The sequence below is a fragment of the Methylobacterium sp. ap11 genome (assembly GCF_900110515.1).
GTDB classification, from domain to species: Bacteria; Pseudomonadota; Alphaproteobacteria; order Rhizobiales; family Beijerinckiaceae; genus Methylobacterium; species Methylobacterium ajmalii.
The window spans coordinates 449,437-474,189 of the sequence record NZ_FOEB01000001.1 but is presented as its reverse complement, the minus strand read 5'-3'; the positions used below and the strand labels follow the sequence as shown (position 1 = coordinate 474,189).

At 71.9% G+C, this 24,753-nt stretch carries 22 protein-coding genes; 13 read left to right on the top strand and 9 right to left on the bottom strand.

Features of this window, described 5'->3' with window-relative positions; all coding sequences use genetic code 11:
* Positions 1 to 11: 11 nt before the first annotated feature.
* From BMX97_RS02080 to cysG, 4 genes are all read left to right on the top strand, one after another.
* Positions 12 to 1,799: a NirA family protein gene (locus tag BMX97_RS02080; RefSeq protein WP_091744897.1), complete on the top strand. Its 1,788-nt coding sequence runs from the start codon at positions 12 to 14 to the stop codon at positions 1,797 to 1,799.
* 146 nt (positions 1,800 to 1,945) lie between these two features.
* Positions 1,946 to 3,559, top strand: coding sequence for a sulfite reductase subunit alpha (locus BMX97_RS02075; RefSeq protein ID WP_091744895.1), 1,614 nt, complete (start codon positions 1,946 to 1,948; stop codon positions 3,557 to 3,559).
* A 327-nt stretch (positions 3,560 to 3,886) separates the two neighbouring features.
* Positions 3,887 to 6,568, top strand: coding sequence for a nitrate reductase (locus tag BMX97_RS02070; protein ID WP_091744893.1), 2,682 nt, complete (start codon positions 3,887 to 3,889; stop codon positions 6,566 to 6,568).
* Positions 6,569 to 6,622: 54 nt separating this feature from the next.
* Positions 6,623 to 8,080, top strand: coding sequence for a siroheme synthase CysG (gene cysG / locus BMX97_RS02065; RefSeq protein WP_091744891.1), 1,458 nt, complete (start codon positions 6,623 to 6,625; stop codon positions 8,078 to 8,080).
* Between the two features lie 87 nt (positions 8,081 to 8,167).
* On the opposite strand, the gene serA is transcribed toward cysG, so the two are convergent.
* Positions 8,168 to 9,415, bottom strand: a complete 1,248-nt coding sequence (gene serA, locus BMX97_RS02060; protein WP_091744889.1) for a phosphoglycerate dehydrogenase — start codon at positions 9,413 to 9,415, stop codon at positions 8,168 to 8,170.
* A gap of 356 nt (positions 9,416 to 9,771) precedes the next feature.
* Between serA and BMX97_RS31895 the strand changes: the two genes are divergently transcribed.
* On the top strand, positions 9,772 to 10,365 hold the full coding sequence (locus tag BMX97_RS31895; RefSeq protein ID WP_143074544.1) for an SCO family protein: 594 nt from the start codon (positions 9,772 to 9,774) through the stop codon (positions 10,363 to 10,365).
* On the opposite strand, the gene BMX97_RS02055 is transcribed toward BMX97_RS31895, so the two are convergent.
* A complete protein-coding gene (locus tag BMX97_RS02055) occupies positions 10,310 to 12,199 on the bottom strand; it encodes a glycosyltransferase family 2 protein (RefSeq protein WP_143074543.1) in 1,890 nt (629 codons plus the stop codon). The genes BMX97_RS31895 and BMX97_RS02055 overlap by 56 nt on opposite strands.
* Positions 12,200 to 12,399: 200 nt before the next feature.
* Here BMX97_RS02055 and BMX97_RS02050 point away from each other — a divergent pair, with 200 nt between their 5' ends.
* The 3 genes from BMX97_RS02050 (at position 12,400) to BMX97_RS02040 (ending at position 13,950) form a co-directional block, all read left to right on the top strand.
* On the top strand, positions 12,400 to 13,215 hold the full coding sequence (locus tag BMX97_RS02050) for a transporter substrate-binding domain-containing protein (RefSeq protein ID WP_244538244.1): 816 nt from the start codon (positions 12,400 to 12,402) through the stop codon (positions 13,213 to 13,215).
* A 110-nt stretch (positions 13,216 to 13,325) separates the two neighbouring features.
* On the top strand, positions 13,326 to 13,610 hold the full coding sequence (locus BMX97_RS02045) for a type II toxin-antitoxin system RelE/ParE family toxin (RefSeq protein WP_091744885.1): 285 nt from the start codon (positions 13,326 to 13,328) through the stop codon (positions 13,608 to 13,610).
* A 22-nt stretch (positions 13,611 to 13,632) separates the two neighbouring features.
* The gene (locus BMX97_RS02040) at positions 13,633 to 13,950 is read left to right on the top strand and encodes a HigA family addiction module antitoxin (RefSeq protein ID WP_091744883.1); all 318 of its coding nucleotides are present in this window, start codon (positions 13,633 to 13,635) and stop codon (positions 13,948 to 13,950) included.
* 50 nt (positions 13,951 to 14,000) lie between these two features.
* Here BMX97_RS02040 and BMX97_RS02035 read toward each other — a convergent pair whose 3' ends face one another.
* Positions 14,001 to 14,795, bottom strand: coding sequence for an SDR family NAD(P)-dependent oxidoreductase (locus BMX97_RS02035; RefSeq protein ID WP_091744881.1), 795 nt, complete (start codon positions 14,793 to 14,795; stop codon positions 14,001 to 14,003).
* Positions 14,796 to 14,808: 13 nt separating this feature from the next.
* The gene (locus BMX97_RS02030; protein WP_177202101.1) at positions 14,809 to 15,588 is read right to left on the bottom strand and encodes an SDR family NAD(P)-dependent oxidoreductase; all 780 of its coding nucleotides are present in this window, start codon (positions 15,586 to 15,588) and stop codon (positions 14,809 to 14,811) included.
* 297 nt (positions 15,589 to 15,885) lie between these two features.
* Between BMX97_RS02030 and BMX97_RS02025 the strand changes: the two genes are divergently transcribed.
* The 4 genes from BMX97_RS02025 to tuf all read left to right on the top strand — a co-directional run bounded on the left by BMX97_RS02025 (position 15,886) and on the right by tuf (position 20,575).
* Positions 15,886 to 16,908, top strand: a complete 1,023-nt coding sequence (locus BMX97_RS02025; RefSeq protein WP_091744877.1) for an LLM class flavin-dependent oxidoreductase — start codon at positions 15,886 to 15,888, stop codon at positions 16,906 to 16,908.
* A gap of 101 nt (positions 16,909 to 17,009) precedes the next feature.
* A complete protein-coding gene (locus BMX97_RS02020; RefSeq protein WP_091744875.1) occupies positions 17,010 to 18,713 on the top strand; it encodes a lysine--tRNA ligase in 1,704 nt (567 codons plus the stop codon).
* Between the two features lie 138 nt (positions 18,714 to 18,851).
* Positions 18,852 to 19,238: a hypothetical protein gene (locus BMX97_RS02015; protein ID WP_091744873.1), complete on the top strand. Its 387-nt coding sequence runs from the start codon at positions 18,852 to 18,854 to the stop codon at positions 19,236 to 19,238.
* Positions 19,239 to 19,384: 146 nt separating this feature from the next.
* Complete coding sequence (gene tuf, locus BMX97_RS02010; RefSeq protein ID WP_091744871.1) at positions 19,385 to 20,575, top strand: elongation factor Tu; 1,191 nt, start codon at positions 19,385 to 19,387, stop codon at positions 20,573 to 20,575.
* Between the two features lie 139 nt (positions 20,576 to 20,714).
* Here the strand turns inward: tuf and BMX97_RS02005 are convergent, their stop codons facing one another.
* Positions 20,715 to 20,948, bottom strand: coding sequence for a hypothetical protein (locus BMX97_RS02005; protein WP_091744869.1), 234 nt, complete (start codon positions 20,946 to 20,948; stop codon positions 20,715 to 20,717).
* Between the two features lie 123 nt (positions 20,949 to 21,071).
* Here BMX97_RS02005 and BMX97_RS02000 point away from each other — a divergent pair, with 123 nt between their 5' ends.
* Positions 21,072 to 21,374 (top strand): hypothetical protein, encoded by a 303-nt coding sequence (locus tag BMX97_RS02000; RefSeq protein ID WP_091745121.1) that lies wholly within the window; start codon positions 21,072 to 21,074, stop codon positions 21,372 to 21,374.
* A 125-nt stretch (positions 21,375 to 21,499) separates the two neighbouring features.
* Here the strand turns inward: BMX97_RS02000 and BMX97_RS01995 are convergent, their stop codons facing one another.
* The 4 genes from BMX97_RS01995 to BMX97_RS01980 form a co-directional block, all read right to left on the bottom strand.
* Entirely contained in the window at positions 21,500 to 22,168 is a 669-nt protein-coding gene (locus tag BMX97_RS01995) for a L,D-transpeptidase (RefSeq protein ID WP_091744867.1), read from the bottom strand.
* A 159-nt stretch (positions 22,169 to 22,327) separates the two neighbouring features.
* Positions 22,328 to 23,134, bottom strand: coding sequence for a transglutaminase-like domain-containing protein (locus BMX97_RS01990; RefSeq protein ID WP_091744865.1), 807 nt, complete (start codon positions 23,132 to 23,134; stop codon positions 22,328 to 22,330).
* 137 nt (positions 23,135 to 23,271) lie between these two features.
* Complete coding sequence (locus BMX97_RS01985; protein ID WP_091744863.1) at positions 23,272 to 24,213, bottom strand: transglutaminase family protein; 942 nt, start codon at positions 24,211 to 24,213, stop codon at positions 23,272 to 23,274.
* Positions 24,214 to 24,355: 142 nt separating this feature from the next.
* Positions 24,356 to 24,655, bottom strand: a complete 300-nt coding sequence (locus tag BMX97_RS01980; RefSeq protein ID WP_244538228.1) for a hypothetical protein — start codon at positions 24,653 to 24,655, stop codon at positions 24,356 to 24,358.
* Positions 24,656 to 24,753 lie beyond the last annotated feature (98 nt).

Sequence of the window (24,753 nt, the reverse complement as noted above, 5' to 3'; positions counted from 1 at the left end):
AGGAGCCCGCGATGGCCGACGACTTCGACGCCGAGCAGAAGCGCTACCTCGAAGGCTTCTCCCACGGCATCGCCGCCCTCCGCATGACCGGCGGCCTCGCCGGCGGCGGATCCGCCACGGCTCCCGCCGCCGAGCCGACCGGGCCGGACGCGATCCACATCAAGGCGCAGGACCGCACCGTGAAGAACGGCGGCAAGCTCGCCGACCAGGAGAAGTGGAAGCGGGCCGAGAACCCGTTCGACGGCCACAACCGGCTGATCGCCGAGGCCGAGACCGGCAAGGCCCCGAAGCCCGAGGACAATTTCCGCTGGCGCTATCACGGGCTGTTCTGGGTCGCGCCGGCCCAGAACTCCTACATGTGCCGCCTGCGGATCCCCAACGGCATCCTGCACCACTGGCAGTTCGCCGGCATCGCCGACCTCGCCGACGCCCATGGCGGCGGCTACAGCCACGTCACAACGCGCGCCAATCTCCAGGTGCGGGAGATTTCTCCCGAGCACGGCCAGCCCTTCCTCGACGGGCTGATCGATCTCGGCCTGACGGCACGGGGGGCGGGGGCGGACAACATCCGCAACGTCACCGGCTCGCCCACCGCCGGCATCGACGCCCAGGAGCTCCTCGACACGCGGCCGCTCGCCAAGTCCTGGCACAACCACGTCCTCAACGACCGCTCGCTCTTCGGCCTGCCGCGCAAGTTCAACGTCGCCTTCGACGGCGGCGGCGTGCTGCCGGTGCTGGAGGAGACCAACGACATCGGCTTCCAGGCGGTCGAGGTGATGGAGGGCGCGGGCATCGAGCCGGGCATCTGGATGCGCCTCGTGCTCGGCGGCATCACCGGCCACCGCGACATCGCCCGCGACACCGGCGTGGTCTTGAGGCCGAAGGAGTGCAACGCCGTCGCCGATGCGATCCTGCGGGTCTTCATCGAGAACGGCGACCGGACCAACCGCAACAAGGCGCGGATGAAGTACGTCCTCGACGCCTGGGGCTACGACAAGTACCTCGCCGCCGTCGAGGAGACGCTCGGCCGCAAGCTGGAGCGGGTCGATCCGGCCCACGTGAAGCCCCGCGGCGGGTTCGACCGCTACGCCCATGTCGGCGTGCATGCCCAAGTCCAGCCCGGCCTCAACTGGATCGGCGTGGTCCTGCCGGTCGGCAAGCTGACCACCGACCAGATGCGGGCGCTCGCCGAGATTTCCCGCGAGTGCGGCGACGGCCAGATCCGGCTCACCGTCTGGCAGAACTTCCTGTTCTCGGGCGTGTCGGACGATCGTGTGGCGGAGGTCGAGGCCCGCGTCGCGGCCCTCGGGCTGTCCACCAAGGCGTCGAGCATCCGCGCCGGCCTCGTCGCCTGCACGGGCAACCGCGGCTGCAAGTTCGCCGCCGCCGACACCAAGGGCCACGCGCTCCTCATCGCCGACCACGTCGAGGCGGCGGTGCCGGGGCTCGACGTGCCGGTGAACGTGCACCTCACCGGCTGCCACCATTCCTGCGCCCAGCACTACATCGGCGATATCGGCCTCATCGGCGCCAAGGTGACGGTGAGCGAGGAGGGCGACACCGTCGAGGGCTACGACATCGTGGTCGGCGGCGGCTTCGGCGAGGCCGCCAGGATCGGCACCGAGATCTGGAAGGCCGTGAAGGCCGAGGAGTGTCCCGGCCGGATCGAGGCCCTGCTCAACGACTACCTCGCCAACCGCACCGGCCCGGAGGAGACCTTCCAGGCCTACACCGCCCGCCGCGGGCCGGAGGCACTGAAGGGCCTCGCCGACGCCCGGCTGCTGCAGGCGGCCGAATAAGGCGCCCTTCTCCTCTCCCCGCAACGAAGTCGGGCTCGCCCGACTTCACTCCTCACCTGCAGATCCCTGGCGAGCCCGGGATCTGTGGGGAGAGGAGACGGCCGGTGCATCACCGGCGGAACGCCACTCTTCTCCGGTAGCCTTCGATGACCCAGCACGTCGCTCCCCCGCTCGTCCTGATCCCCGAATCCGCCCCCTTCACCACCGACCAGCGCGCCTGGTTGTCGGGCTACTTCGCGGCCCTGCTCGGGCCGGCGGTCGAGGGCGCGACCGCGCTCGGCCCCGGCGCGGCGCCCGGCGGGCCGGCGCTCGCCGACAACGGCGACGCGCCCTGGCACGACCCGTCGATGCCGCTCGACGACCGCATGGTGCTGGCCAAGGACCGCTCCGAGCCGCAGAAGCTGATGGCCGCCATGGCCCAGCAGGATTGCGGCCAGTGCGGCTACAACTGCGCCGACTATGCCAACGCCCTCTTCCTCAAGACCGAGGAGCGCCTGAACCTGTGCCAGCCCGGCGGCAAGGACACGCTCCGGATGCTGAAGAAGCTGGAGGCGGAGTTCGGTGCCGCGGCCCCGGCCGGCACCGCGGCGCCCGCCTCCGACGATGCCCCGAAGGCCGACGCCCCGGTTGGCCCCTACGGCCTCTGCCGCGAGAACCCGGCCGAGGCGGTCTTTCTGTCGCGCCGCCGCCTCAACGCGCCCGGCGGCGAGAAGGAGACCTGGCACATCGAGATCGACCTCGCCGGTACCGGCATCGACTACGTGGTCGGCGATTCGCTGGGCCTGTTTCCCGCCAACGCCCCGGCGCTCGCCGATGCGGTCATCGCCGAGCTCGGGGCCCGGCCGGAGCGGATCATCGCGACGAAGCTCGGCGAGAAGACGCTGCGCGATCACCTGCTCACCAACTACTCGCTCGGCGGCGCCCCCGACGGGCTGTTTCAGCTCCTCTCGCTGCTGACCTCGGGCGCGCAGCGCAAGAAGGCCCAGGCGCTGAGCGCCGGCGAGGATCCGGACGGCGATGCGGCCTATCTCGACGTGCTCGGCGCCCTGCACAAGTTCCCGGGCGCGCGCCCCGACGCCGAGGTCTTTCTCGAAGCCCTCGACGAGTTGCAGCCGCGGCTCTACTCGATCTCGTCCTCGCCCAAGGCCGATCCGGGCCGGGTCTCGCTCACCGTCGACGCGGTGCGCTACAGCCACCGCTCGCGCCTGCGGCTGGGCGTCGCCTCGACCCATCTCGGCGAGCGCCTGTCCGAGACCGCGAAGGTGAAGGTCTACCTCCAGAAGGCCCACGGCTTCGGCCTGCCTTCGACGCCCGAGACCCCGGTCATCATGGTCGGCCCGGGCACCGGCATCGCGCCGTTCCGCGCCTTCCTGCGCGAGCGCGCCGCCACCGCGGCGCCGGGCAGGAACTGGCTGTTCTACGGCCACCAGCGCCAGGCCTCGGACTTCTTCTATCGCGACGAGCTCAACGGCCTGAAGGACCAGGGCGTGCTGACCCGCCTGTCGCTGGCCTGGTCGCGGGACGGGACCGAGAAGACCTACGTCCAGGACCGGATGCGCGAGAACGGCCGCGAGCTGTGGCGCTGGTTCGAGGAGGGCGCCCATTTCTACGTCTGCGGCGACGCCAAGCGCATGGCCAAGGACGTCGAGCGCGCGATCATCGACGTGGCGGCGACCCATGGCGGCAAGAGCCCCGAGGAGGCGGTGGCGTACCTCGCGGCGCTCAAGAAGGCGAACCGGTATCAGGCGGACGTTTACTGAGGGCGGTCATCCAAGTATTCTCTCCTTCCCACTCGCGACCTCATCCTGAGGCGTCAGTTCATCGAAGATGGACTGACCTCGAAGGAGGGTTCCAGTAGTCTCTGCAATCACGGGAGCCCTCCTTCGAGGCTCCGCGATCGGAGATCGCCTCGCACCTCAGGATGAGGTCGCGGGTGGGGTGAACCGGAACGACGTGCGGGGCATTCCGCGCTGCCGGGCAGGACGTTTGTCTTGACTGACGCAAGGGCCGTCCTGTGCCCGCCGGCCCACCCCTTGCTTGCCCATAACCCACCGGCCTCACCCCACGCCCGGCGAAAGGCTCCCGCGATGAACCTGCACGTGCCGGCCCTCCCTAACGAGGCCGCTAACACCCGCACCACCTGCCCGTATTGCGGCGTCGGCTGCGGCGTGCTCGCCCGGCCGGACGGCCAGGGGGGTGCGAGCGTCGCGGGCGATCCGCAGCATCCGGCGAATTTCGGCCGGCTGTGCTCGAAGGGCTCGGCGCTCGGGGAAACCCTCTCCCTCGACGATCGCGTGCTGCACCCGGAGATCGCCGGGCGGCGGGCGACCTGGGACGAGGCGCTCGATGCCGTGGCCGACGGGTTCAAGCGCACCATGGCCGCGCACGGGCCGGATTCGGTGGCGTTCTACCTCTCGGGCCAGCTACTCACCGAGGATTACTACGTCGCCAACAAGCTCGCGAAGGGCTTCATCGGCACGCCGCACGTCGACACCAATTCGCGCCTCTGCATGTCGTCCTCGGTGGCCGCGCACCGCCGGGCCTTCGGCTCCGACACGGTGCCGGGCTGCTACGAGGATCTGGACGAGGCCGACCTCCTGGTGCTGGTCGGCTCCAACACCGCCTGGTGCCACCCGATCCTGTTTCGCCGCATGCTCGATGCGCGGGAGAAGCGCGGCACCAGAATCGTCGCGATCGACCCGCGCCAGACCCAGACCGGGGAGGAGGCCGACCTCTTCCTCGGTATCAAGCCCGGGACCGACACCGCTTTGTTCTCCGGCCTCCTGGTCCACCTCGCGGACCACGGCGCGCTCGATCCGCGCTACATCGCCGAGCACACCGCCGGCTTCGAGCCGGCGCTCGAGCGTGCCCGCCAGATCGCGCCGAGCATCGCGGCGACCGCCGCCGCGACCGGCCTGAGCGAGGCCGAGGTCGAGACCTTCTTCACCCTGTTCCGCACCACGCAGCGGGTCGTCACCGCGACCTCGCAGGGGGTGAACCAGTCGGCGCAAGGGACCGACAAGGCGAACGCGATCATCAACTGCCACCTCGCCACCGGCCGCATCGGTCAGCCCGGCATGGGGCCGTTCTCGCTCACCGGCCAGCCCAACGCCATGGGCGGGCGCGAGGTCGGCGGGCTCGCCAACATGCTGGCGGCGCACATGCACTTCACCCCGGAAGAAGTGGACCTGGTGCGCCGGTTCTGGAACGCGCCGAACATCATCACCGGCGAGGGCATGAAGGCGGTGGCCCTGTTCGAGGCGATCGAGCGGGGCAAGATCAAGGCGCTCTGGGTGATGGGCACCAACCCCGCCGTCTCGATGCCCCGGGCCGACCGGGTGCGGGCGGCGCTGCAAAAGCTCGACACCTACGTCGTCTCCGAGGTGGTGGCGGAGACCGACACGGTGCGGGCCCGGAACGCCATCGTCCTCCCGGCCCTCGCCTGGGGCGAGAAGGACGGCACGGTGACCAATTCCGAGCGCCGCATCTCGCGCCAGCGCGCCTTCCTGGCCGCCCCCGGCGAGGCGAAGGCCGATTGGTGGATCATGGCGCAGGTGGCCAAGCGCCTCGGCCACGCCAAGGCCTTCGCCTGGGGCAACGCTGCCGCGGTGTTTCGCGAGCACGCCGCCCTGTCGGAGTTCGAGAATCGCGGCACCCGCGACTTCGATCTCGGGGGGCTGGCCGACATCACGGACGCCGCCTACGACGCGGCGGCGCCGGTGCAATGGCCCCTGACCCGCAAGGCCAGGGCGCCGCAGACCCGGTTCTTCGCCCAGGGCGGCTTCTTCACCCGCGACCGCAAGGCCCGCTTCGTCGCGGTGCAGAAGCCGGCGCTCGCGCAAGCCACCAGCGATGCGCTTCCCTTGCGCCTCAATACCGGGCGGGTGCGCGACCACTGGCACACGCTGACCCGCACCGGAAAGAGCCCGCGCCTCTCGGCCCACCGCGCGGTGCCCTTCGTCGAGATCCATCCCGACGACGCGGCGGCGGCCGGCCTGACCGACGGCGACCTCGCCCGCGTCCGCACCGCCCACGGCGCGGCGGTGCTGGAGGTCATGGTGACGCCGGGCGCGCAGGCGGGCGTGCTGTTCGCCCCGATGCACTGGAGCGAGGCTAACACCTCGGACGGCCGCGTCGGCGCGCTGGCGCAGGGCGCGGTCGATCCGGTCTCGGGCCAGCCCGAGCTCAAGGCGACCCCGGCCTCGATCGCCCCCGAGCCCTACCGCTCCCGCGGCTACCTCATCACCCGCGACACGGCGGTGGCGCCCTACGGCTGGTGGTGGGCGCGGGCGAGCCTGGAGGGCGCGACCGGGTTGATCTTCGCCAGCCAGGACGGGGCGCCGGAGGCGAGCGCTCTGATGCGCGACCTCTTCCCCGGCGCGACGTTCAGCGAGTACGCCGACCCGGCCCGCGGCCGCTACCGCGCCGCCGCCTTCCGGGACGGGAAGCTTCTCGGCGTGCTGGCGCTCGCGCCGGCCTCGGAGCGCCCGACCTGGGACGCTGCCAAGGCGTTCTTCCGCACCCAGGAACTCTTGGAGCCCTCGGCCCGTCGGGCGCTGATCTCGGGACGGGCCGAGGGGCCCGGCACCGGTCCGCTCGTCTGCGCCTGCCACACCGTCGGCCTCGACACGATCCGGGCGGCGATCAAGGGCGGGGCGCACGGGGTCGAGGCGGTGGGGGCGGCCTGCAAGGCCGGCACCAATTGCGGCTCGTGCATCCCGGAGATCCGCAAGCTGCTGGCCTCGGAACTTGCACCGGCTTCCGCATAGGCGCATCTGATGGCTCAGGATTTCCCGAGACTGGTTGCAGAAGCTCACCCTCCCATGCGTACCCCCCGTGCTCCCCGCGAGACCCGCTCCCCGGGCCTCGAGCCCCTGGCCGTGCTGCCGGTCTTCGTGACGCTCACGGGCAAGCGCGCGGTGCTGGCCGGCGCCAATGGCGGCGCGGCCTGGAAGGTGAAGCTGCTCGCCGCCGCCGGCGCCCATGTCGACGTCTTCGCCCCCGAACCGACCGAGGAGATGCGGGGCGCGCCTGCCGAGGCCGTCGCCGGCAAGGTGGTGCTGCACGAGCGCGACTGGTCGCCGGCCGACCTCGTGGGCGCCGCCTTCGCCATCGCGGCCTTCGAGGACGAGGGCGAGTGCGCGTGCTTCGTCGGGGCGGCCCGCGCGGCGGGCGCCATCGTCAACGCCATCGACCGGCCGCATCTCTGCGACGTCTCGTTCGGCGCCATCGTCAACCGCTCGCCCCTCGTCGTCGGCATCTCGACCGAGGGCGCGGTCCCGGTCTTCGGCCAGACCGTGCGGGCCCGCATCGAGGCGATGCTGCCGGCGGGCTTCAAGGCCTGGGTCGCCGCCGCCCGCGACTGGCGCGCCGAGGTGAGCGCCCGCTACCACGTCTTCGGCGAGCGCCGCGCCTTCTGGGAGCGCTTCACCGACCTCGCCTTCGCCAATCCCGAGCGGGCGCCGGTCCGCGCCGATCTCGACGCGCTCATCGCCGAGAGCGACGCCGCGCCGACCGGCGGCAGCGTGGTCCTCGTCGGGGCCGGCCCGGGCGACGCCGAACTCCTCACCCTCAAGGCCCTGCGGGCCCTGCGCAGCGCCGACGTGATCCTGTACGACGACCTCGTCGCCCCGGAGATCCTGGATTACGCGCGCCGCGAGGCCCGCACGATGCTGGTCGGCAAGACCGGCCACGGCCCGTCCTGCCGCCAGGACGACATCAACGCCCTGATGGTGTCGCTCGCCAAGGGCGGCAAGCGGGTGGTGCGGCTCAAGTCCGGCGACCCCCTGGTCTTCGGCCGGGCCGGCGAGGAGATCGATGCCTGCCGCAAGGCCGGCATCCCGGTCACGGTGGTGCCCGGCGTCACGGCGGCGCAAGGGGCGGCGGCCTCGCTCGGCATCTCGCTCACCCACCGGGACGCGGCGCGCCGCCTGCAATACGTCACCGGCCACGACCGCCGCGGCACGCTCCCGGACGACCTCAACTGGGCGGCGCTCGCCGATCCGACGGTCACCACGGTGATCTACATGCCCAAGCGCACCATGCGTGCGCTCCTCGCCCAGGCCATCTCGGAGGGTCTGCCGCCCGCGACCCCCGCGCTGGTGGTCTTCAACGCCACCCGGCCCGACCAAGCGGTGGTGCAGGCCACGGCCCACGACCTCGCCGACCGCGTCGAGGCGTCGGGGCTGGAAGGCCCGGCGATCGTGATGGTGGGCGATGCGCTCGGCCGCGGCGAGCGCGAGGCGGTGGTGACCGAGGCGTTGGCGTCGGCCGCACACTAGAAGAAAACGCCCCGACGGGTCGGGGCTTTGCGAACGGTGTCTCTGTGACAGTGGCGCCCGGCCTTGCGGCCGAGCGCCGTCGTCGATTCAGCGACGCTCGTAGAGCAGCCGGGCCCGGATCGTGCCGTCGATGGCGCGCAACTCCTCGAGCAGGGCCTCCGGGTCGACGTCGGTGGCATCGGTCTCGACCACGACGTAGCCGACCTCGCCGTCGGTCTGGTAGAACTGCGCCGCGATGTTGATCTGCTTGCGGGCGAAGGTGTCGTTGAGGCGCCCGAGCATGCCCGGCAGGTTGCGCTGGACGTGGATGAAGCGCAGGCCCGTCGGGCGGGCCGGCAGCTGCACCTGCGGAAAGTTCACCGCGCCGACCGTCGAGCCTATATCCGAGTAGTCGACGAGCTTGCGCGCCACCTCGGCGCCGATGCGCTCCTGCGCCTCCTCGGTCGAGCCGCCGATATGCGGGGTCAGGATCACGTTCTCGAGGCCCTGGAGCGGCGAGACGAAACGGTCCTGGTTCGATTTCGGCTCGACCGGGAAGACGTCGACGGCCGCACCGCGCAGGTGGCCGTCCTTCAGCGCCGCCGCCAGGGCGTCGAGGTCGACCACCGTGCCGCGCGAGTTGTTGATCAGGTACGAGCCCGGCTTCATCGCCCGGATCTCGGCCTCGCCGATCATGTTGTGGGTCGAGGTGGTCTCGGGCACGTGCAGCGAGACCACGTCGCTCTGCGACAGCAGGGCGTTCAGGCTGTCGACCGGCTCGGTGTTGCCGTGGCGCAGGCGGTCGGTGAGGTCGTGGAAGATCACCCGCATGCCCATCGCCTCGGCGAGGTTCGAGAGCTGCGAGCCGATGTTGCCGTAGCCGACGATGCCGAGCGTCTTGCCGCGGACCTCGAACGAGCCGTTGGCCGACTTGTCCCAGCCGCCGACATGGGCCGAGACCGAGCGCGGCACGATGCGGCGGAGCAGCATCACGATCTCGCCGATGACGAGCTCGGCCACCGAGCGGGTGTTGGAGAACGGCGCGTTGAAGACCGGGATGCCGCGCCGGCGCGCCGCCTCGAGATCGACCTGGTTGGTGCCGACCGAGAAGCAGCCCACCGCCATCAGCCGGTCGGCGGCCTCGAAGGCGGCCTCGTCGAGCTGGGTGCGCGAGCGGATGCCGACGATGTGGACGCCCTTGATCGCCTGGCGCAGGTCGGCCGGATCGAGGGCCTTGGCGAGCCGGGTCACCGTCACGTAGCCCGAGGCTTCGAGCAGCGCGACGGCGCTGTCGTTGATGCCTTCGAGCAGCAGGACGCGAATCTTGTCCTTGGGCAGCGAGAGTTTGTCGGCCATGGCGGTCTTCTTGGCAGGTCGTCTTGAAAACGGGGTCGGACACCGCGTCAGGCACGGCACCGCTGGGCGCGAGCGATAGGAGAGGCCGCGCCGCAACGCAACACGGAGGCCGGCCGCGGAGGGCTGCCCATACGCAGGGCAGTGCTGCGCCCATCGCGCGGGCATCCGCCCCGCCGCCACCGCCGCCGCCGCGGGACGATTCCGTCCCCAGGGAGCGCTCCGCGCCCGCTTTCTTCCTCGGGGCGACCCCGTGCCCGATTTCTTCACCGGGGCGACCCCGTGCCCCCTTGCCGCCGGGGGCGGGTGATGCTCCACCGGCGCCGTCCGCCCCCGGCAAGCCAGGATGGAGACCGCCGATGCCCCTCACGCCCCGGATGCGCAGCGCCGCGATCCCGCTCCTCGTCTTCGCCCTCGGTCTCGCGGTGCTGGGGCTCGCCGCCAGCCTGATGCTCGGCCGCCCGGCCACCGGCACCAGCACGGTCGGCGGGCCGTTCACCCTGGTGAACCAGGACGGCAGCACCGTCACCGACCGCGACTTTTCCGGCACGCCGCACCTGGTGTTCTTCGGCTTCACCCACTGCCCGGACATCTGCCCGACCACCCTGCAGCAGATCTCCGACGTGCTGGTGGCGCTCGGCCCCAAGGGCCGCGACGTGAAGGCCCTGTTCGTCAGCGTCGACCCCGAGCGCGACACGCCGGCGGCGCTCAAGGAGTACCTGTCGAGCTTCGATCCCCGCATCGTCGGGCTGACCGGCTCGCCCGAGGCGGTCGCCGCCACCGTCAAGGCCTACCGCGCCTACAGCCGCAAGGTGCCGCTCAAGGAGGGCGACTACACGATGGAGCACACCGCGCTCGTCTACATCATGGACGGACGCGGCCACTTCGTCGGGTCGCTCAACCTGATGCGCCCGGCCGCGGACGCCGCCGCCGAGGTGGCGCGTCAGCTCTGAGTCGGTCGCGCCGCATCGCCCCGGTGCGGGAGGTGGCGGCGCGCCCGTGCGTGGTCTTGTTCCAGCGGTAGGGCGCGAGCAGCAGCTCGACGAGGCCGAGCCAGGCCGCCAGGCTGACGAAGAGGTAGTAGACCGGCAGGGCGAGCGCCCAGGGGGCGAGGCGCCACCAGCCCCGCCGCCGGCAACCGGCGAGCGCCGGCAGCCACATCGCCCCGAGGCCGGCGAGGAACACCGTGACGCCCGTGGCGGTGAGGAGATTGGCGAGGAAGTCAGGGGCGTCCGGCAGCGGGTAGGCGGTCAGGGCCCAGGCCGCCAGCGCGATTCCGAACGGGCAGGCCAGCGCCGAGATCACCGTGCCCGGCACCATCGCCACCGCGCAGAGCAGGCCGAGGGGCCCGAGGCGGCGCCACGCCCGGACCGGGTGCCGGCTGTGGGTGATCGCGGTCTGGACGAAACCCTTCATCCAGCGCACGCGCTGGCGCAGCCAGGGATGCAGGTGGGCGGGCGCCTCCTCCAGGGTCGAGAGCGGCAGATCGCCGACCCGGTAGCCGGCGAGCGCCAGCCGCAGGCCGAGATCGGCATCCTCGGTGACGTTCCAGGCGTCCCAGCCATGGACCTCGCGCAGCACCCGGGTGCGGAAATGGGTGGTCGTGCCGCCGAGCGGCACCGGCAGGTGCGCGGCGCTGAGCAGCGGCAGCACCACGTCGAACAGCGCCGAATATTCGAGGGTGAAGCAGCGCGTGAGCCAGGAATCGTCGGTGTTGTCGATCACCAGCCGCCCCTGCAGGCAGGCGAGCCGCGCCGGGCCGGCCCGAAACAGGGCGGCGGCGGCCCGGAGCTGGCCGGGATCGGGCACGTCCTCGGCGTCGTAGACCACGAGGTGCTCGCCGCGGGCGAGCGGCAGGGCGACGTTGAGGGCCCGCGGCTTGGTGCGCGGCAGGCCCGGCGGTGCCGTCACGATCTCGAACCGCGCCGGCAGCGGACGGGCGGCGAGCGCCGCCGCGGTGGCCGCATCGTCGGCCTCGATCACGAACTTGAGGTCGAGTTTGGAGGCCGGGTAGTCGAGCCGCTCCAGGGCCTCGACGAGGCGCGGCACCACCTCGGCCTCGCGGTAGAGCGCCACCAGCACGGTGTAGACCGGCAGTTCCGCGTCCGGCACCCGGCCGGGAGCGGGCGGCGGATCGGGCACGAGGAGGGGGGCGGCGAGGCGGAAGACGATCACCGCCAGCACCGTGAGGTTGAGGAGCGACAGGATGGCGAGCTGTATCCAGGGCGCCGCGTCGAGAAGGAGCAGGGACGCGGCGCCCGCGAGCATCAGGGCCAGGATCTGCCCCGGATGCAGCCCCGGGCGGTAGGCCCAGTCGGGCGCGCGCACCTCCAGCGCCTCCGCGGCCCGGGCGGCGGCGCGGGGACCGGCGGTGGCGAGCACCGCGGCGGCGAGCGCCGCCGGCGTCGTGAACACCGCGTTCGGCGGCACGCCGGCGGCCAGCAGGGCGGCCACGGCACCGGGGGGCGGCGCGAGCAGCCACTCCCCGCCGGCCCCGCGCGTCGCGCCCTGGCGGACGTCCTCGGGAAACCGCGCCCGCGGATCCAGGACGAGCCCGGCGCCGCGGAACGGCCGGCCGAGCGCCCGGGCGAGGGCGGCGTAATAGGCTGCCTCGCTCATCAGGCCGGCGCGCAGCAGGGCCGCGACCGGCTCCGTCCCCTCCCGCCGCGCGAGCACGGCCGCCTCCCGGACGACCGCGAGGTCGACCCCCTGGCCGAGCAGGAAGGCCAGCTCGCCCGGCAGGACGATGGCGGTGGCGCCGTGGGGAGACCGGACCTCGACGAACATGACGGGCTCCGAACCTGCTGACCCCGAACTTGCGGACTCCCTCCGGCGGAGGTTCGTGGTATCGGGAGCCTATGGCTCGTCCCGCTTCCGCAACAGCGCCCCGCCGCCCGACCGGCGGTTTTTTCGCAATCGTTGCGCGTATGCCGCAGCGTCATCGTCGCGGCCAAGTGGCAGGTCTGCCGGCAGATCTGCTGGCGGCGCTGCTCGCGGCGCTTCTGGCGCTCGCCGCGGGTCCGGCGCTGGCGGCCGAGCCGGTGACGATCCCGAACTTCTGGAATCCCCGCGCCCGGCTGGAGCGGCCCGATCCGCCGCAGGCTACCCGGCCGATCCGCTTCCTCACCGACGACGAATACCCGCCGCTGCACTTCGCCGGGCCGGACGGCCACCCGACCGGGTTCTCGGTCGAGCTCGCCCGGGCGGCCTGCGAGAAGCTCGGCCTGACCTGCACCGTGCAGGCGCGCCGCTTCGACACGCTGCTCGACGCGCTCCAGGCCAACCAGGGCGACGTGGTGGCGGCCGCGATCCCGCTCACCGCCTCGCTCCGGACCGGCCACCAGGTGACCCGGCCGTATTTCCGCTGGCCCGCCCGCTTCGTCGTGCGCGGCGACAAGGGCCTGCCCGCGCCCGACCCGAAGGGGCTCGCCCAGCACCCGGTCGGCGTGGTCTCGGGCACCGCGCACGAGGCGTATCTGCGCACCTTCTTCCAGGTCACCCCGAAGACCTATCCCGATCTCGGCACCGCCGAGGCGGCGTTGCGCCGGGGCGAGATCGACTACCTGTTCGGCGACGGGCTGGCGCTGGCGCTCTGGATCGGCGGCACGGATGCGGCGGGGTGCTGCGCCTTCTCCGGCGGCGACTACCTGGAGAACCGCTATTTCGGCGAAGGCATCGGCTTCGTCACCCGCAAGGAGGACGAGGCGCTGGCCCGCGCCCTGGACGACGCGCTCCAGCGCCTGTGGGACGAGGGCAAGTATGCCGAGCTGTACCTGCGGTTCTTTCCGGTGAGCCCGTTCTGAGCGCATCCGCTCGGACGACGGGCGTGAATTCGCCCCGGTTCCCGAGACCAAACCTTTGACGATATTGTATCATTGCTTGATACTGATGCCTCGCTGAGAGCGGGAGTGTCGTGGCGATCCAGAGCTTCGCGGACGAAAGGACCGAAGCGGTGTTCCGGGGGAGGGCACCGAAGGGACTTCCGGCCACGATCGTCGGCACGGCGCGCCGGACGCTGAAGATGCTCGACGCCGCCCGGATACTCGACGACCTCAAGCAGCCTCCGGGCAACAAGTTGCATCCGCTCGAGCGGGACCGGCTCGGTCAGCACGCGATCTGGATCAACAGCCAGTACCGGCTCTGCTTCCGTTGGACGGAGGCCGGACCGGACCGTGTGGAGATCGTCGATTACCATTGACCCCGGGCCCGAGGAGGCCGGCATGACCATCGAGTTCGAGACCGACACGGTTCTCCCGCCGATGCATCCGGGAGAGGTCCTGCGCGAGGAGTTCCTGGTTCCGCTCGGGCTATCGGCCGGTGTGGTCGCCAAGGCCTGCGGCGTGCCCCGCACCCGCATCGAGCGGATCGCCGGGGAGGAGGTCGGCATCTCGACCGACACCGCCTTGCGCCTCGGCCGCTATTTCGGGACGACGCCGGATTTCTGGCTCAACCTGCAGCGGCAATTCGAGCTCGAAGCGATCGGTCGCGAGATCGGTGACGAGATCGCCCGGATCACGCCCCTGGACCGGGCCGCCTGAGAGAGCGCCGCCGTCAGGGACGCCGCAGACGCGACGGAGACGGCCGGCGCTCAGCCCCGCGGCGCCCGCGGCACGAACGGATGGGTGCTCGACAGCCCGCCATCGACCGCGAGCGCCTGCCCGTTGACGTAGGCCGCCTCGTCGCTCGCCAGGAATACGGCGGCGGACGCGACTTCCTCGGGCAGGCCCGCCCGGCGCAGCGGGTTGAACTGGCCGATGCGGTCCTGCCTGCCCTTCGCCCGCGCCGCGGCGAACAGGCCCGCCGTCATGCCGGTCTCGATCAAGCCGGGGCAGACGGCGTTGATTCTGAGCCCCGTCCCCGCGAAGGCGTCGGCGGCGGTCTGGACCAGGCTGATCACCCCGGCCTTGCTGGCGCTGTAGGCCGCGCCCGCCGCGTTGGCGCGAAGCCCGGCGACGGAGGCGGTGCAGACGATCGCCCCGCCGCCATGGCGCAGGAGCAGGGGCCCGCCGTGCTTGATCGCCAGGAAGGCGCCGATCAGGTTGATCCGGAGCACCTCCTCCCACTGCTCGACGCTCTGCTCGGTGAACGGCACCGTGCCGCCGCCGATCCCGGCATTGGCGTGGATCGCGTCGAGCCGGCCGAAAGTCCGCTCGGCCGCCGCCAGGCACCCGGTCACGTCGGCCTCGCGGCCGGCATCCGCCGGGAGCGCGAGCGCCCGGCCGCCCTCCGCGGCGATCAGGGCCGCGCTCTCCTCGGCTCCGGCAGCGTCCCGGTCGACGACCGCGACCGCCGCGCCCTCGCGGGCGAACAGCAGGGCGGAGGCGCGGCCGATGCCGCTGCCCGCGCCGGTGACGAGAACCGCCCTGTCGGTGAAGCGTGCCATCGTGCGAATCCCGTCACGCCACCGTGTAGCCGCCGTCGATCACCACCACCTGGCCGGTCTGGTAGGACGACGACCCGCTCATCAGGTAGACGGCGATGCCGCCGAAATCCTCCGGCCGGCCGAAACGGCGGGCGGGGATGCGCGGCAGGTTGAAGCTCACGAACTTCTCGTTCGCCATCAGTCCCGCCGTCATGTCGCTCTCGATCCAGCCCGGCAGGATCGCGTTGGCGGTGACGCCGTAGCGGGCGAGTTCGACGGCGAGCGCCCGCACCATCGCGTTGAGCGCGCCCTTGGTGGCGCCGTAATGCTCGTTGCGCGCCGCCCCCAGCAGCGAGGCGACGCTCGACGTGGCGACGAGGCGCCCGAAGGCGTCGCCCGCGCCGGCGCGCTCGGCCATGTGCCGGGCCGCGACCTGAAAGCTCGCCACCACCCCGTCGAGGTTGACCGCGAAGGTCTGCCGCCACTCCGCCGCGTCCCGTTCCAGGAACGAGCGCCGGCCGCCCCCGGCGACGCCCGCATTGGCGAACATCCCGTCGACCCGGCCGAAGCGCGCGAGCGTCGCGTCGAAGGCGCGCTGCACCGCCTCCGGATCGGCGACGTCGCAGGTCTCGGCCGCCACCGGCGCGCCCGTCCGGCCGAGGCGTTCGAGCGACCGCCGGTTCTTCTCCGCGTCGCGGCCCCAGATCGAGACCGCGCAGCTGGCGCCGGCCAGGGCCTCCGCCATGCCGAGCCCGATGCCGCCATTGCCGCCGGTGACCACCGCCACCCGGCCGGTGAGATCGAACAAGCCCACCATGGTTCCTCCCCGGATCGCCGCCCGTCTCACTGCCGCCGCGAGCGCGGGCGTCAGCATCGGGGAATCGTTCGGGCCGGGCAAGGTCCGGTTTCGAACGGCCGGGATGGGCGCTGTCGCTCAGGCATTCCGTCGGTCGGAACAGGCGGTATGGCCGCGCCTCTCGCGGGCGGATGACGGCTGCCCACGCAACCCCTGCATGTCACGCATCGGTCCGGGGCGCTTGTATCCGCCGCCCCCAGGCCAAATCTTGGGGCCCAGCAGGGGACATGCACTCACAACCTCCGGGACCCGCCGATGCCGCCACTCTCCGTCCTCGATCTCGCGCCGATTCCGCAGGGTGCCTCGCCGGGTGATGCGCTGCGCAACACCCTCGACCTGGCGCAAGCCGCCGACCGGTGGGGCTTCACCCGCTACTGGGTGGCCGAGCACCACAACATGACCGGCATCGCCAGCGCGGCGACCTCGGTGGTGGTGGGCTACATCGCCGGTGGCACGCACCGCATCCGGGTCGGGGCGGGCGGCATCATGCTGCCGAACCACTCGCCGATGGTGATCGCCGAGCAGTTCGGCACGCTGGCCGAACTCTATCCGGGCCGGATCGACCTCGGCCTCGGGCGCGCGCCCGGCACCGACCAGCGCACCCTGCGGGCGCTCCGGCGCGATCCCGCCGCCTCCGACCACTTCCCGCAGGACGTCCTGGAGCTCCAGACGCTGCTCGGGCCGCTCGATGCCGGCCGCGTCATCCAGGCGGTGCCGGGCACGGGCACCAACGTGCCGCTGTGGATCCTCGGCTCCAGCCTGTTCGGGGCGCAGCTCGCCGCGATGCTCGGCCTGCCCTACGCCTTCGCGTCGCATTTCGCGCCCGACGCCCTGATGCAGGCGCTCGAGGTCTACCGCGCCCGCTTCGAACCGTCGGCACAGCTCGCGAAGCCCCACGCCATGGTCGGCGTCAACGTCATCGCGGCGGAGACCGACGGCGAGGCGAGGCGCCTCTTCACCTCGGCCCAGCAGGCCTTCACCAACATCTTCCGCGGCACCCGCGGCCAGCTGCCGCCGCCGATCGACGACATCGAGACCTACTGGTCGGGCCACGAGAAGGTGCAGGCGGCCGGGATGCTGGCCTGCTCGGTGGTCGGCTCGCCCGACACCGTAAGGCGCGGCCTCGACGCGATCTCGGCCCGTACGCAGGCCGACGAACTGATGGTGGCCGCCGCGATCTACGACCACCGGGCGCGCCTGCGTTCCTACGAGATCCTGGCCGACATCATGGCCGGGGCGCGAACGGAAGCGGCGTCGCGCGAACCCGTCCCCGCGTAAGACGATCGCATCGCGTTGACCCCCGGGAGCGCGGCCCATAGGGTGCCGGGCTCCCTTCAACGCTCACCGGAAGGCCGCGTCCGCGCGGCCTCGACACGCGAATGCCCGCACCTTTCCGCATCGATCCCGCCCTGGCGGAGGCCGCCGCCTCCGCGTCCGCCTGGCCCTTCGAGGAGGCGCGCAAGCTCGTCGCCCGGCTGGAACGGACGGGCAAAGGCGAGGTGCTGTTCGAGACCGGCTACGGCCCCTCGGGCCTGCCGCATATCGGCACCTTCGGCGAGGTCGCTCGCACCTCGATGGTGCGCCACGCCTTCCGGACGCTGACCAACGACAGCGTGCCGACCCGCCTCGTCGCCTTCTCGGACGACATGGACGGCCTGCGCAAGGTGCCGGAGAACGTGCCGAACAAGGCGCTGCTCGCGGAGAACCTCAACAAGCCGCTGACCGCGGTGCCGGACCCGTTCGGCACCCACGACAGCTTCGGCGCCCACAACAACGCCGAACTGCGCCGCTTCCTCGACAAGTTCGGCTTCGAGTACGAGTTCCTCTCAGCCACCGAGTGCTACCGCGCGGGCCGCTTCGACGCGACGCTGCTGCGGGTGCTGGAGCGCTACGACGCCGTGATGGCGGTGATGCTGCCGTCCCTGCGCGCCGAGCGCTCGGCCTCGTACTCGCCGTTCCTGCCGCTGCACCCGGTCACCGGGCACGTCATGCAGGTGCCGATCGACGAGGTGAAGGTCTCGTCCGGCACCATCGTGTGGCGCGACCCCGCGACGGGCGAGGCCTACGAGACCCCGGTCACCGGCGGCCACGCCAAGCTGCAGTGGAAGCCCGACTGGGCGATGCGCTGGGTCGCGCTCGGCGTCGATTACGAGATGGCCGGCAAGGACCTGATCGATTCGGTCAAGCTCTCCGGGCAGATCGCCCGCGTGCTCGGCGCCGAGCCGCCCGAGGGCTTCAACTACGAGCTCTTCCTCGACGAGAAGGGCCAGAAGATCTCGAAGTCGAAGGGCAACGGGCTCACCATCGACGAGTGGCTGGCCTACGGCACGCCCGAGAGCCTCGCCTTGTTCATGTACAACAAGCCGCGCGAGGCCAAGCGCCTGCACTTCGACGTCATCCCGCGCCACGTCGACGACTACCTGTCGTTCCTAGAGAAGTTTTCCGGCCAGGAACCGAAGCTGAAGCTCGGCAACCCGACCTGGCACCTCCATGCCGGCACCCCGCCCGAGCCCGAGCGGGTGGGGGAGGGCGGAGCGCTGCCCTTCGCGATGCTCCTGAACCTCGTGGCGGTCGCCAACACCGAAGACCCGGCGGTCTTGTGGGGCTTCATCCGCCGCTACGCGCCGGAGGCCTCGCCGGAGACGCATCCGCGCCTCGACCGGCTGGTGCACCACGCGGTGCGCTACTTCCGCGACTTCGTGCGCCCGGAGAAGACCTACCGGACGCCGAGCGCCGGGGAAGCGGCGGCGCTCGCCGACCTGTCGGAGACGCTGGCGGCGCAGGCGGGGTCGACCGACCCGGAGGCCCTGCAGGCCGCGGTCTACGAGGTCGGCCGGCGCCACTTCCCCGACCTGTCGGGCAAGTCGAAGAGCCCGGACGGGCGCCCGGGCGTGTCGCAGACCTGGTTCACGACGCTCTACGGCATCCTGCTCGGCGAGGCGCGGGGCCCGCGCTTCGGCTCGTTCGTCGCCCTCTACGGCGTCGCGGAGACCCGCGCGCTCATCGCCCGCGCCCTGTCGGGAGCGCTCGCCGAGGAGCACGCCGCGTTCCTCGAAAGCCGCGGCACGCCGCAGGCGGCCTGAGGATCTGCCGGGCCCCGCCGGAACGCGGCGGGGCCTCTCCCTTGGGCGTTGTCCCCATCCATCCACCGCTTTACCTTGGCAGCAGGGAATCAGTGGTGGTATGGAACGTAACAGGAACAAACGCCCCGGGACACCGTCATGCGCGCCGTGATGCCGCTGCTGCTCGTCGCCCTGTCGGGACCGATCCACGTCACCGCGAGCCACGCCTTCGACGGGGCGCGGCCGAACCGGGAGGCGGCGGCGATCGCGCGGCTGAAGGGCTGCCTCGCCCGGGAATCCGCGGCTGCGCGGGTTCGCCGCGAGACGCCGGAGCATTTCGCCGTGCGGGCGCAGCACATCTGCCTGCCGGCCAAGCGCGACGCCGCGCGGGCGAAGGCCGTGGCCCTGGTGGCGGCGGGCTTCACCGAGGCGCCCGACCTCGTCGGCGCCGTCGAGCAGCTGCTCTCCGACCACGAGCGCGACACGGCGGAGGCCTATGCGCGCAGCGTCGGCCGCCGGCGCGTGGCGGGCGGCGCCGAGCCGTGAGCCGCGACGCATGGCTGGACCGTGCCGACCGTCGCGCAGGCCTCCGGGCGCATGCGCGCACTTGATCAACCGGCGCTAACCCTCTAAGCGGGCCGCGCCTTCCGCCCGGCTGGACGTCGTGGGCGGGCTTGCCGCAGGTGATGGATATGGCCAAGGAAAAGTTTTCGCGGACGAAGCCGCACTGCAACATCGGCACCATCGGTCACGTCGACCATGGCAAGACCTCGCTGACCGCGGCGATCACCAAGGTGCTGGCCGAGTCCGGCGGCGCGACCTTCACCGCCTACGACCAGATCGACAAGGCGCCGGAGGAGAAGGCGCGCGGCATCACGATCTCGACCGCCCACGTCGAGTACGAGACCGCCAACCGCCACTACGCGCACGTCGACTGCCCCGGGCACGCCGACTACGTGAAGAACATGATCACGGGTGCCGCCCAGATGGACGGCGCGATCCTGGTCGTGTCGGCGGCCGACGGCCCGATGCCGCAGACCCGCGAGCACATCCTGCTCGCCCGCCAGGTCGGCGTGCCGGCGCTGGTGGTGTTCATGAACAAGGTCGACATGGTCGACGATCCGGAGCTGCTCGAGCTCGTCGAGCTCGAGGTGCGCGAGCTGCTCTCGAAGTACGACTTCCCGGGCGACGACATCCCGATCACCAAGGGCTCGGCTTTGTGCGCGCTCGAGAACCGTGAGCCGAAGATCGGCCACGAAGCGGTGCTCGAGCTGATGAAGACGGTCGACGCCTACATCCCGCAGCCGGAGCGTCCGATCGACCTGCCGTTCCTGATGCCGATCGAGGACGTGTTCTCGATCTCGGGCCGCGGCACGGTGGTGACGGGCCGCGTCGAGCGCGGGATCGTCAAGGTCGGCGAGTCGGTCGAGATCGTCGGCATCCGCCCGACCACGACGACGACGGTGACCGGCGTCGAGATGTTCCGCAAGCTGCTGGACCAGGGCCAGGCGGGCGACAACGTCGGCGTGCTGCTGCGCGGCACCAAGCGCGAGGACGTCGAGCGCGGCCAGGTCGTGTGCAAGCCGGGTTCGGTGAAGCCGCACACCCGGTTCAAGGCCGAGGCCTACATCCTGACGAAGGAGGAGGGCGGCCGCCACACGCCGTTCTTCACCAACTACCGTCCGCAGTTTTACTTCCGGACGACCGACGTGACCGGCGTGTGCCAGCTCCCCGAGGGCACCGAGATGGTGATGCCGGGCGACAACGTGACCATGGACGTCACGCTGATCGTGCCGATCGCCATGGAGGAGAAGCTCCGCTTCGCCATCCGCGAGGGCGGCCGCACCGTCGGCGCCGGCGTCGTCGCCTCCATCACCGAGTAAGATCGACCGTCTTCGGTCCGGAGCCCCGGCGGCTCCGGGCCCTGGACGGACGGGGCGGGCGCCAGACCGGCGCCCGCCCTTTTTCATGGCCGGCGGGCTCCCGCCCGCGTCCGGAGGTCGGCTCGCGGCCTCGCGCGGGTCACGCCAGGTCCGCGGGGCGGCTGCGACGGAGCGGGCCGACATCGGGCCCGTCGAGCACGTCGTCGACCGCGAGGGCGTCTCCCTCCAGCTCCCGGTCCGGCGGGTCGACCGCGCGGATCAGCCGGACGATCTGGACCGCCCGGTCGGCGCAGTCGGGCGCGAGGCGGGCGATCTCCTCGGCGAGCTCGACCACCGCGTCGAGGGTCCGCTGCCACTGGGTCGAGGTCGTCACGGGCGATCTCCGCAAAAGACGGGTCGGCGAGCGGACCACGGCCGGGATTTGCCGGGCCGGGGCGGTTCGGCTACCGATGCGGCGTCCCGCAGGGTCGTCACCCTGCCAGAGAGGAACGCGATGATGCGAGGGTTCGTTCGCGCCGGCCTGGCCTCGGCCGCGGTTCTGGTCGCTGCCATGACCGGCTCGGCCTCGGCGCAATACTACCGCGAAGACGTGGCGCCGGGCTACGGGTACGAGCGTGTGCCGCCGCGCCGCGCCGTCGGCTACAATTGCGATGCGGTGCAGCGCGGCTTCACCGGCCCGCAGCCCTATTCCTGCCCGCTGCCCGGCCCGCGGCCGCTCGGCGCCCGCTGCTTCTGCGACGTGCCGATCGCGAGCTTCAGCGCGCCGCAGCCGCCCGCCCCGGGCCGCGTCGCCCCCTGATCGAGGCGGGCCGCCCCCGGGCGGTCCCTGCCCCGGACAACGAAAAAGGGCCGCCCGAGGGCGGCCCTTTCCGGTTGCGGCCCGGCGGACGTGGCGTCCGGAGGGACGTCGCGTCCGGTCTCGCGTCAGTTCAGCACCACCACCTTGGCGCCGACCTTGACCCGCGAGTACAGGTCGGTGACGTCGTCGTTGGTCATGCGGATGCAGCCCGAGGACACCGCCTGGCCGATCGTGTCCGGTTCGTTCGAGCCGTGGATGCGGTAGAGGGTGCCGCCGATATACATCGCGCGGGCGCCGAGCGGGTTGTCGATGCCGCCGGCCATGTAGCGCGGCAGGTCGGGGCGGCGGGCCAGCATCTCCTTCGGCGGGGTCCAGGACGGCCACTCGCGCTTGGCGGTGATCGTCTTGGTGCCCGACCAGGTGAAGCCCGGGCGGCCGACGCCGACGCCGTAGCGCAGGGCCATGCCGTCGCCCAGCACGAGGTAGAGGCGGCGCTCGGCGGTCGAGACCACCAGGGTGCCGGGGGCGTAGCCGCCGTTGAACGGCACCAGCTCCCGCGGGATCGGGGCGACCTGGGCCTGCTCGGTGCTGCCGGCGGCCTGACCCTGGCCGACCTGGCCCTGGCCATAGTAGCCCTGGGTGGCCCGGTAGCTCGGCGAGTCGTAGGGCTGGCCGGCGTAGTAGTCCTCGCCGGGGTTGGCGTCGAAGGGGTCGTAGGGCGCCGCCTTGGCCGGCGCGGAGGCAAGCACGCACACGCTCAGAACGCCCGCCAGGGCGGTAGCGAAGATCTTCATGGCCGGAGCCTTACCTCAGCAATTACCTTTGCTGTACAATGCTGTCTCGGCGCAGTGGTTCCCGGCTCCCGTGACGCTTGTTTCGACGGCGGAGTACTGAGGCCTGTGAGAGCCTTCACGGGAGGTTGACGGGATCGGCGGCATCCGAGCGATGCCGCCTCAGGCGACCTCGTCGGTATGGACCTGGAAGCCGGCGAGGACCGAGGGGCCGAAGATCGTCGAGATCGCCACGTCGGTGGCGTCGCGCCCGCGGCCCATCAGGATGCGGCCGATGCGGGGCCGGTTGTGGCGGGCGTCGAACGTGTACCAGCGGCCGCCGAGATAGGCCTCGAACCAGGCCGAGAAGTCCATCGGGTCGGGGGCGGCCGGCACGCCGATATCGCCGAGATAGCCGGTGCAGTAGCGCGCCGGGATGTTCATGCAGCGGCAGAACGTGACGGCGAGGTGCGCGAAGTCGCGGCAGACGCCCTCGCGCTGGTTGAACCCGTCGAACGCGCTGCGGGTGGCGTCGGCGCGCTGGTAGTCGAACCGGATGTGGTTGTGGACGTAGTCGACGATCGCCTGGACCCGGGCCCAGCCGAGCGGGGTGTTGCCGAAGAGCTGCCAGGCGATGTTCGAGAGCTTGTCGGTGTCGCAGTAGCGGCTGCCCAGCAGGTAGACCATCACGTCGTCGGGCAGATCCTGCACCGGGTGCTGCACGGCATCGGGCGCGTAGTCGTCGGCCAGCCCGCTGTCCTGGACCAGGAAGTCGGCCGAGACCGTGAGCCGGCCCTGCGGGGCGAGGATGCGGGTGCAGGTATTGCCGTAGCGGTCGGGATAGTCGCGCGCCGGGATCGGCGGATCGAACCGCAAGGCCGGGGAGGTGAGGCAATCGCCGAGCCGGGAGGGGTGGATGCCGAGCATCAGCAGCATCGGCGTCGGGGCCGGGGAGTCGAAGGTGATCGCGTACCCGGTCCTGATCTTCATGGCGATGCTGGCTCCTCGATGCCGTCGACGCGCGATCGCTCTCGCGACGACACAGGGTAAGGCCGTCTTGCGTCCGCGAGTTGCATGAAGAAGCGGCAGCCCCTGGGCGAAGATGCGCCGTCCGGATCAATCCGCCGTCAATCGGCGGCGACGAGGCGGACGGAGGCAACCGGGGCCGGGGAGGGAGCGGGAGGCGCCGCCTCGTCGCGCTCGGTCACCCGGACCGTCACAGCCATGTCGAGGAAGTCCTCGGGCCGGCCGATCCAGCTGCCGTGCAGCGGCACGGCCTGACCGGGATGGCGGGCCACCGCCACACGGATCAGGTCGCGGTTGCCGACGATGCCGTTGGTCGGGTCGAACTCGACCCAGCCCGCCCCCGGCAGGTAGACCTGGACCCAGGCATGGGTGGAGCCGCCGCCGACATGGAGCGCGGCCCCGTCCCGCTCCGGCACGTAGATGTAGCCCGAGACGAACCGGGCGGCCATGCCGAGCGACCGGACCGCCTCGATCATCAGCAGGGCGAAGTCGCGGCAGCTGCCGCGGCGCAGGCGCAGGGTCTCGGTGGGGTCCTGCACCCCCTTCTCGGTCCGGGCCTCGTAGGCGAAGTCGCGGCGGATCCCCGCCGTCATCGCGGCCAGCAGGGCGCGGGTCTCGGCGGTGCCGTCGGGCTCCAGGAAGCCGCGGGCCCAGGCCAGGACGGCATCGCCCGGATCCGGCCGCTGCCGCTCGATGCAGCGGGCGAGATCGGGCATCTCGTCGGGCTCGTACGCGAACGGGAAGCGCGCGGCGTGCGGCGCCAGGGCGAAGGAGAGCGGCGGCTCGGGCGTGTGCTCGAGGGTGATGCGGGCGACGAAGCGAAGCTCCTGCGCCCGGCCGCGGAAGCGGGCCACCGCGACGCAGTTGCCGAACACGTCGTGGATCCAGCGCAGGCTCTCCGGTTCCGGCGTGACCGTGAGCGAGGCCGCGAGCAGGCGCTGGTCGTAGCTGTCGCGGGGCCGAAACAGGATCCGGTGCTCGCCGAAGCCGACGGCCCGACGGTAGCGGTAGGTAGTGACGTGGTCGACGGAGAGGATCGGCAAGATCGTTCGGGCTTCGCAAAGATGGTCCGCGCGTCGACGCGCGGGCATCGACGGGTTCGGGCTCGGCCGGGAGGAGACGGGCCGCGGCCGATCCGCTCCGACGGAGGGGAGCGGCCGAGGGCCCGGACGAGGGAGGGAAGGCTCAGAGGCGCCGGGCGCGGGCCTCGAAGGCGGCCGCCATGGTGTCGCCGTGGCGGCCGAGGGTCTCGAGCCGCTCGGCCCGGCGGTTCTGCTCGGCACCGTCGTCGCCCGGGCTCAGGTCGGCGAAGACCCGCGCCTGCTCGGCCTGGCGACGGTGGTGCTCGGCCTGCTCGCGGAAGAAGGCCGCCTGCTGCCCGGCGGTCTGCGCGTACTCGACGGCATACTCGCCGCGGCCCTGCCGGGCCTGGCCGTCGCGCTCGTTGGTCATCATGTGCAGGGTCGTCATGGGCAGGGTCGTCATGGGCAAGGATCCCCCGATCCGATTCGCCGGTCGCTCCGGCCTCCTTCCGGGCGCGCGGCGTCGATCGGCGCGGCCCTCGATCCAAAATCTAGGACAGG

Bases quoted from the DNA above. Each gene is read 5' to 3' on its own strand.
- BMX97_RS02075 (WP_091744895.1), top strand. From the start codon at position 1,946: ATGACCCAGCACGTCGCTCCCCCGCTCGTCCTGATCCCCGAATCCGCC.
- BMX97_RS02055 (WP_143074543.1), bottom strand. From the start codon at position 12,199: ATGTTCGTCGAGGTCCGGTCTCCCCACGGCGCCACCGCCATCGTCCTG.
- BMX97_RS02025 (WP_091744877.1), top strand. From the start codon at position 15,886: ATGCCGCCACTCTCCGTCCTCGATCTCGCGCCGATTCCGCAGGGTGCC.
- BMX97_RS01990 (WP_091744865.1), bottom strand. From the start codon at position 23,134: ATGAAGATCAGGACCGGGTACGCGATCACCTTCGACTCCCCGGCCCCG.
- BMX97_RS02020 (WP_091744875.1), top strand. From the start codon at position 17,010: ATGCCCGCACCTTTCCGCATCGATCCCGCCCTGGCGGAGGCCGCCGCC.
- BMX97_RS01995 (WP_091744867.1), bottom strand. From the start codon at position 22,168: ATGAAGATCTTCGCTACCGCCCTGGCGGGCGTTCTGAGCGTGTGCGTG.
- BMX97_RS02000 (WP_091745121.1), top strand. From the start codon at position 21,072: ATGCGAGGGTTCGTTCGCGCCGGCCTGGCCTCGGCCGCGGTTCTGGTC.
- BMX97_RS02070 (WP_091744893.1), top strand. From the start codon at position 3,887: ATGAACCTGCACGTGCCGGCCCTCCCTAACGAGGCCGCTAACACCCGC.
- BMX97_RS31895 (WP_143074544.1), top strand. From the start codon at position 9,772: ATGCCCCTCACGCCCCGGATGCGCAGCGCCGCGATCCCGCTCCTCGTC.
- BMX97_RS02080 (WP_091744897.1), top strand. From the start codon at position 12: ATGGCCGACGACTTCGACGCCGAGCAGAAGCGCTACCTCGAAGGCTTC.
- BMX97_RS02040 (WP_091744883.1), top strand. From the start codon at position 13,633: ATGACCATCGAGTTCGAGACCGACACGGTTCTCCCGCCGATGCATCCG.
- BMX97_RS01980 (WP_244538228.1), bottom strand. From the start codon at position 24,655: ATGACGACCCTGCCCATGACGACCCTGCACATGATGACCAACGAGCGC.
- BMX97_RS02035 (WP_091744881.1), bottom strand. From the start codon at position 14,795: ATGGCACGCTTCACCGACAGGGCGGTTCTCGTCACCGGCGCGGGCAGC.
- serA (WP_091744889.1), bottom strand. From the start codon at position 9,415: ATGGCCGACAAACTCTCGCTGCCCAAGGACAAGATTCGCGTCCTGCTG.
- cysG (WP_091744891.1), top strand. From the start codon at position 6,623: ATGCGTACCCCCCGTGCTCCCCGCGAGACCCGCTCCCCGGGCCTCGAG.
- tuf (WP_091744871.1), top strand. From the start codon at position 19,385: ATGGCCAAGGAAAAGTTTTCGCGGACGAAGCCGCACTGCAACATCGGC.
- BMX97_RS02015 (WP_091744873.1), top strand. From the start codon at position 18,852: ATGCGCGCCGTGATGCCGCTGCTGCTCGTCGCCCTGTCGGGACCGATC.